The sequence below is a fragment of the uncultured Lactobacillus sp. genome (genome assembly GCF_946477725.1).
Taxonomy (GTDB): domain Bacteria; phylum Bacillota; class Bacilli; order Lactobacillales; family Lactobacillaceae; genus Lactobacillus.
Genome location: NZ_CAMKZC010000044.1, coordinates 1 through 6,566, shown reverse-complemented (window position 1 = coordinate 6,566; position 6,566 = coordinate 1). Strand labels below are relative to the sequence as shown.

Sequence of the window (6,566 nt, the reverse complement as noted above, 5' to 3'; positions counted from 1 at the left end):
TTTGAGAGGAGATTTGACTATGAAGGTTGTCATTGGTAGTGACAAGGCAGGTTTTGCTTTAAAGGAAAAAGTAAAACAATACTTGCAAGCACACCATTATGATGTTTTGGATGTTACGCCGGAAGCCGCAGAGGACTTTGTTGAATCAAGTTTAAAGGTGACTCATGAAGTCTTAGATAATGGTATCAAAAAGGCCATTATGTTTGACGAATACGGTGTAGGCTCGGCTATGGCTTCAAATAAAGTTAAGGGCATGGTTACAGCAAACGTCAATGAAGAAAGAACTGCACATATGACCGCTATGCACAATGGTGCAAAGGCAATTGCGTTAGGTAGTGGCATCGTAGGTGAAAAACTAGCTTATTCAATTGTGCAACATTATCTAGATACAGAATATGCTGGCGGACGCCATCAGGTTCGCCTGAATATGCTTGAAGAAATGATTTAAGGAGGCTTACTAATGTTAGATAATGATAGACCACAACCAGAATTTGTTGATACTAAAGTTGACAAGCATACTGTTATTGCCTTAGGAAACGATCATATTGTAACCTCTGTTAAAATGGCCATTTCTGATCATTTAAAAGAAGAAGGATACCAAGTCATTGATGAAGGTACTCATGACAATACTAGAACTCACTACCCAATCTATGGTAAACGCGTAGCTGAAGATGTTGCCGATGGTCGTGCAGATTTAGGTATTGTTCTTTGTGGTACTGGCATTGGCATTTCTACTGCTGCTGATAAGAACGAGGGAGTTCGTGCGGCAATGGTAGGTGATGTTGCTCAAGCCGAATATGCTCGGCGTGAATTAAACGCCAATATCTTGGGCTTTGGTGGTATTGTTTTAGGACGTGACTTTATTTTTGATATTGTCGATTCATTCTTGAATGCTAAATATGAGTCTACCCCAGAAAGACAAAATTTAATTGCCAAAATAGACGGTATTGCTAAACCAAATCCTGATCAAAAGGATAACGTACACTTCTTTGATGAAGAAAATAAGAAGTGGGCTGAAGGCGTGTACCACGACTAATAGCTAAATAATAATCTAAAAATTTAAAGTTTTAATCGCACACAAAAACCATGACTTAAAAAAGTCATGGCTTTTATTATTCAAAAATATTTTTTATTTTATTCATAAACATGAAATTTTTGCAAAGATACTATCAAATTAACTGTTCACAACAAGTTAATTCTCTTAAAAATTGCTGAAAATACAATGATTTAAACGAAATTTTCAGTTTATTTTTTGAAAAAGCGTTTGCATTTTTCTTTGCCATTAAATATAATAGCAATAGACAAGCGAACAAAAATTAACATATTCAAACAAAAGCGAAAACTTGTCTATTGTTAAGGAGGACCTAATTTGTGAAAGAAAATAACTTGTTTTCTGCGAATGCAGTGTTTGTAAGTGATGCAACAGATCCAACCACAATTTTTAAGGAGGTTTCAGCTAAATTACTTACTCTTGATTTGGTTAACGATGGCTTTTTCAATGGAATTAACCAGCGTGAACATCAATACCCGACAGGAATAGATACTTCGCCAATTGCAAAGGAATTGCCTAATATTGCTGTGCCGCATACTGAAGGAGAGTTTGTCAATACTTGTTTGATCGTACCTGTTGCTTTAAAAACACCAGTACCTTTTAAAAATATGATTGCACCTGATCAAAGTTTACCGGTAAAATTTCTGTTTATGATTTTGAATAACAATCCCGAAGGACAAGCAAACATTTTAGCACAGATTATGGACTTTCTTAGACTCACACCAGTTTCAAAGTTACAAGCATTATTTAATCTTACTGAAACTGATAAAATCTATCAGTTCTTAAGTAAGAATTTTAGTCAAAAGTAGGAGGGCTTTTTATGAGCAGAGAAGTAAAATTTATAGCTGCATGTGGCGCTGGAGTAAATTCATCTCACCAAATTAAGGATGCAGTTGAGGAAGAAATGAGAAAGCGGGGTTATAACGTTAAAGTTGATGCCTATATGATTAAGGATGTCAATGAGGATCTTTTATCACATTATGATGGCTATTTGACAATTGCTAAGACCGATCTTTCTTTTAAACCAAAAATTCCGTTAATTGATGCCGGAGCAATTTTATACCGTATACCAGCCATGGCCAAACCAGTTTATGACAATGTTGAAAAAGTTGTTAAAGAAATTAATGCTAAATAAGATTTCAAGAGGAAATAAAAATGAATGGGATAATTAGTTTCGCTAACTCACTTTTTAAACCTTTAATTGATATGGGTGCGGCTACAATAATGTTAATTGTTCTAACATTAATTGCAGTACTGTTTCGTGTCAAGTTTACTAAGGCCTTAGAAGGTGGCTTGAAATTAGCTATTGCTATTACGGCGATAGGTAATGTTATGAACATGCTGACTACAGCATTTCAAAAGCCAATGATGCAATTCGTTAAGCACACTGGCATCCACATGGATATGCAGGATATGGGTTGGGCACCACTTGCTACTATAACCTGGGGTTCACCTTATACCTTGTTTTATCTATTGGTTTTAATTATTTTAAATGTTGTTCTGCTGGTATTAAATAAGACTAACACGCTTGATGTAGATATCTTCGATGTCTGGCACTTAGCATTTGATGGTTTGTTCTGTGTATATGTCGGTGCTCCTCTTTGGTTATCAACTTTGTTAGTTCTTTTCATTGGCACAATGAAAATTATTAACTCTGACTTAATGAAACCAACATTTAATGACTTATTAGATGCTCCTGACAGCAACCCTATGACCACTACTCACATGAACTATATGATGAATCCTATCATCATGGTGTTTAACAAGTTCTTTGACAAATGTCTGCCTTGGCTTGATAAATTTGATTTTGATTCTACTAAACTGAATGAAAAAATCGGTTTCTGGGGCAGTAGATTCGCTATCGGTGTTTACCTTGGTGTGTTTGTTTCCTTACTAGCCGGCAATAATTTTGCGACTGAGCAGGGCTGGAAGGATATGTTCACATTATCGTTTATTGGTGGTTCATGTATTGAATTATTCTCTGTGATTGGTTCCTGGTTCATTGCTTCTGTAGAACCTTTATCACAAGGTATTGCTGATTTTGCTACTAAGAAGTTCTCTGGTCGTACCTTTAATATTGGACTTGACTGGCCATTCTTAGCTGGTCGTTCTGAAATATGGGCAGCCGCAAATGTTTTGGCTCCAATTATGATGCTCGAAGCAATGGTTTTACCTGGTAACAGATTAATGCCTTTAGGCGGTATTATTGCTATGGGTGTTACTCCAGCTTTACTAGTTGTTACTCGTGGTAAAATTATTCGGATGATTATTATTGGAACAATTGAATTACCTGTCTTCCTTTGGGCTGGTACTATGGTTGGTCCATTTGTTACCAACATGGCTCACTCGGTTGGTGCCGCTATTCCTGCACATACATTAGTTTCAGACACTACTATGGAAGGACCAGTTGAAAAATTCCTGGCTTACTTAGTTGGAAATGCCTGGAAACAACAAGGAATGTTTATTGTTTATGCCTTAATTGCTTTAGCAGTATACCTTCTCTTGTTCATCTGGTATGCAAAACAAATGAAGAAGAGAAATGCAGAATATGCTGCAGCTAAGAAGAATAACTAGTCATTAATAATATTTTTTGCATAAAGGTGATCGAATTGAAAAAGACAAAAGTAACGGCTAAGGAAAAAGCAAGAAGGAATCGTATTCTTTTTTGGACAGTTGTTGTGATTGTGGTTAACTTGTTACAGATTTTACTTAAAAATTGGATAACAAACTTAATTGCCATGGTTGGTACAATTTATGCTTTATATCGAATCGTTGTTTTTGATAATCCTAAAAATCGCCTTAGTCAAAAATATTATGATTGGAAAGGCAATAAGTTAAGTAAATAATAGTTAATACCATTAAGGGTTTTCTCTTAATGGTATTTTTAATTTCTTATTTCATTTTTATTATTTGTAAAACACTAAAATCAAATTGCAATGAACCGCTTTCTTTGATAAACTTTAAGTGGTATCAACCAGTTAATTGAGGAGGGGGTATTAATGGAAAAACCACTTTATCGACAAGTAATTTTAGACTTAGAAAAACAGATAAAAAATATGAAACCTAATGCCAAATTACCTAGTGAACGACAATTATTGGTTAAATATGGGGTTAGCCGTAATACAGTTAGGTTAGCACTTCTGGATCTTGAAGAACGGGGACTGATTTATCGTCTTCATGGTAAAGGTACTTTTGTTTCAAGTACTTTTCTTAATCAGCCTAATATTGGAGGGATGTACTCTTTTTCAGAAGAATTAAAACGAACTGGTCAGAAGGCTTCAACTAAAAATCAAAGTTTAGACTTGATTATCCCGGATAAAAATATTGCAGCACAGCTAAATTTAGGACCAACAGAAAAAACATATAAGCTTGTACGTTTGCGTCTTGCTAATAATGAGCCGCGAATCTTCAGTACGTCCTTTTTACCGGAAAAAATATTCCCTGAACTTGTTATTGATGATTTAAAATCTAAGCCACTCTATACTGTTATGAAAGAAAAATACAACCAAATTAGTGTAATGGCTTTTGAAGATGTTGAAGCGGTTTGTCTTAATTCTGAAGAGAGTAAAAATTTGGCTGAGAAAGTCGGTGCACCGAGTCTAAAAATATTTCGAAAAACTATTAATGATAAAAATGTACCAGTAGAGTTTACAATTTCTTTGGCTAGAGGCGATAAATTCGTTTATCGTTCACGTCAATATAATGATTTATCTTAGTTATATAAGGAAGGAAAAAAATTATGTTTTCAAAAACAGATGCAGAATTAGAAAAAATGGGCGCTAAAATTACTACTCGCGAAATTGAACAGCAGCCTGAATTATGGGGACAAACATGGTCAATTTATCAGAATAACAAGGCGAAAATTACCGAATTTTTAGACGAAATAAAGCAAAAATGCGGCAAAGTCAGAGTTATTTTCACTGGTGCCGGTACTAGTGCATATGTTGGGAATACGATTATGCCATATTTACAAAAGCATGGTGACAGAACAAGGTATGACTTTGAAGCTATTGATACTACTAAAATTGTCTCTACTCCGGAAGATTATTTGGCAAAAGATACTCCTACAATTCTGGTGTCATTTGCTCGCAGTGGTAACTCACCGGAATCTGTAGCAACTGTAGAGTTAGCTAAAAAGTTAGTTAAAAATTTATATCAAATAGCAATTACTTGTGCACCAGAAGGCCACTTGGCACAAGACTTAAAAGGTGACCCTTCTGGATTAGTTTTATTAATGCCGGAAAAGTCACTAGATCAGGGATTTGCCATGACAGGCTCATTTTCCTGCATGAGCTTAATGGCACTGCTTGTTTTTGATACATTGTCAGATGAGCAAAAAGAGCAGATTGTTAAGCAAATTGCTCAGATGGGTAAAAGCGTCATTGACCGTGAAGATGAAATTCAATCTTTAGTTGATACTGACTTTAATCGTATTACTTATATAGGAAGTGGCAGTTTAGGAGGTCTTGCTGAAGAAACGCGACTTAAGATTTTGGAATTAACTGCAGGAGAAGTGGCAGCACTATTTGATACATCAATGGGCTTACGTCATGGCCCTAAGTCATTTTTGGACAAAAAGACGATTGTTTTTGATTTTGTTTCAAATAATACTTATACCAGACAATATGATTTGGACATTTTAAACGAAATTAAAGATGACGAAATTGTACCGCTAGTGATGGCCGTGGGGCAGGAGAAAGAAGGACAAAACTTCTCAGGTAAATCATTTACGTTTGCTGAGAAAGAATTGTTGCCAGATGCATATTTGGCTTTACCCGATGTAATGTTTGGTCAAACAATTGCTTTGTTAACCTCAATCAAAGTTAATAATAAGCCGGATACACCTTCTCCAACAGGCACGGTTAATCGTGTAGTTAAAGGAGTCACAATTCACGAATTTCATTAATATGCTTTTGTTGTTATTGAAAAAAGTATAATTATGTTTTCAAAAAAAGGCATTTTAAATATGCCAAAATATATATTGACAAAAATTGGTTGGTACCTTAATATTAGGGTTGAAAGCGTTTTTGTTAATATTTAGATTTCCTTAAAAGATATGGAGGAAGAAATATGAATATTGTAGGAGCGAGAGTTGATGAACGCTTGGTTCATGGTCAGGTGGCAAACTTGTGGACACCTCAGTTGCAAGTAGAACGAATTATTGTTCTTGATGAGAAGGCAGCTAAGGATGACATCCAAAAAAGCGGTTTGAGAATGGCTACACCTATGTCTACTAAGCTAAGTGTTTTACCAACTGAAATTGCTGCTGATCATCTTAAGAAAGATCGCTATAGAAAGCAGAGGGTGTTTTTGGTAGCTAAGAAACCGGATAAGTTTCTTGAATTGCTTAACATGGGTATCAAGCTTGATACAATCAATGTTGGTAATATGTCTAAGCAAGATGATACTACTGAATTGACTAAGCAAGTTAATATCAATGAGCATGAAGCCGATGTTTTCAGAGAGATTTCTGGCAAAGGCGTTAACTTAATTGCCCAATTAAATCCTAGTGTTG

9 protein-coding genes are annotated in these 6,566 nt (G+C 35.3%); all 9 read left to right on the top strand.

Going from position 1 to position 6,566, the window contains the following annotated elements:
* The first annotated feature begins 19 nt into the window (after positions 1–19).
* The gene (gene lacA / locus Q0R51_RS08885; protein WP_110445649.1) at positions 20–448 is read left to right on the top strand and encodes a galactose-6-phosphate isomerase subunit LacA; all 429 of its coding nucleotides are present in this window, start codon (positions 20–22) and stop codon (positions 446–448) included.
* A gap of 12 nt (positions 449–460) precedes the next feature.
* Positions 461–1,036 (top strand): galactose-6-phosphate isomerase subunit LacB, encoded by a 576-nt coding sequence (gene lacB / locus Q0R51_RS08880; RefSeq protein WP_294758240.1) that lies wholly within the window; start codon positions 461–463, stop codon positions 1,034–1,036.
* A gap of 335 nt (positions 1,037–1,371) precedes the next feature.
* Positions 1,372–1,860 (top strand): PTS sugar transporter subunit IIA, encoded by a 489-nt coding sequence (locus Q0R51_RS08875; protein ID WP_294758238.1) that lies wholly within the window; start codon positions 1,372–1,374, stop codon positions 1,858–1,860.
* Between the two features lie 11 nt (positions 1,861–1,871).
* Complete coding sequence (locus Q0R51_RS08870; RefSeq protein WP_045927619.1) at positions 1,872–2,186, top strand: PTS fructose transporter subunit IIB; 315 nt, start codon at positions 1,872–1,874, stop codon at positions 2,184–2,186.
* A 20-nt stretch (positions 2,187–2,206) separates the two neighbouring features.
* The gene (locus tag Q0R51_RS08865; protein WP_122037289.1) at positions 2,207–3,625 is read left to right on the top strand and encodes a PTS transporter subunit IIC; all 1,419 of its coding nucleotides are present in this window, start codon (positions 2,207–2,209) and stop codon (positions 3,623–3,625) included.
* 26 nt (positions 3,626–3,651) lie between these two features.
* Entirely contained in the window at positions 3,652–3,897 is a 246-nt protein-coding gene (locus tag Q0R51_RS08860) for a hypothetical protein (RefSeq protein ID WP_233558034.1), read from the top strand.
* Positions 3,898–4,050: 153 nt separating this feature from the next.
* Positions 4,051–4,767 (top strand): GntR family transcriptional regulator, encoded by a 717-nt coding sequence (locus Q0R51_RS08855; protein WP_294758234.1) that lies wholly within the window; start codon positions 4,051–4,053, stop codon positions 4,765–4,767.
* A 23-nt stretch (positions 4,768–4,790) separates the two neighbouring features.
* Entirely contained in the window at positions 4,791–5,957 is a 1,167-nt protein-coding gene (locus Q0R51_RS08850) for an SIS domain-containing protein (protein WP_294758232.1), read from the top strand.
* 164 nt (positions 5,958–6,121) lie between these two features.
* Positions 6,122–6,566 (top strand): PTS sugar transporter subunit IIB (locus Q0R51_RS08845; protein WP_294758230.1); only part of this gene is annotated, 445 nt, incomplete at its 3' end.

Coding starts and splice junctions, on each gene's coding strand:
- Q0R51_RS08850 (WP_294758232.1), top strand. CDS start 4,791: ATGTTTTCAAAAACAGATGCAGAATTAGAAAAAATGGGCGCTAAAATT.
- lacA (WP_110445649.1), top strand. CDS start 20: ATGAAGGTTGTCATTGGTAGTGACAAGGCAGGTTTTGCTTTAAAGGAA.
- Q0R51_RS08855 (WP_294758234.1), top strand. CDS start 4,051: ATGGAAAAACCACTTTATCGACAAGTAATTTTAGACTTAGAAAAACAG.
- Q0R51_RS08870 (WP_045927619.1), top strand. CDS start 1,872: ATGAGCAGAGAAGTAAAATTTATAGCTGCATGTGGCGCTGGAGTAAAT.
- lacB (WP_294758240.1), top strand. CDS start 461: ATGTTAGATAATGATAGACCACAACCAGAATTTGTTGATACTAAAGTT.
- Q0R51_RS08865 (WP_122037289.1), top strand. CDS start 2,207: ATGAATGGGATAATTAGTTTCGCTAACTCACTTTTTAAACCTTTAATT.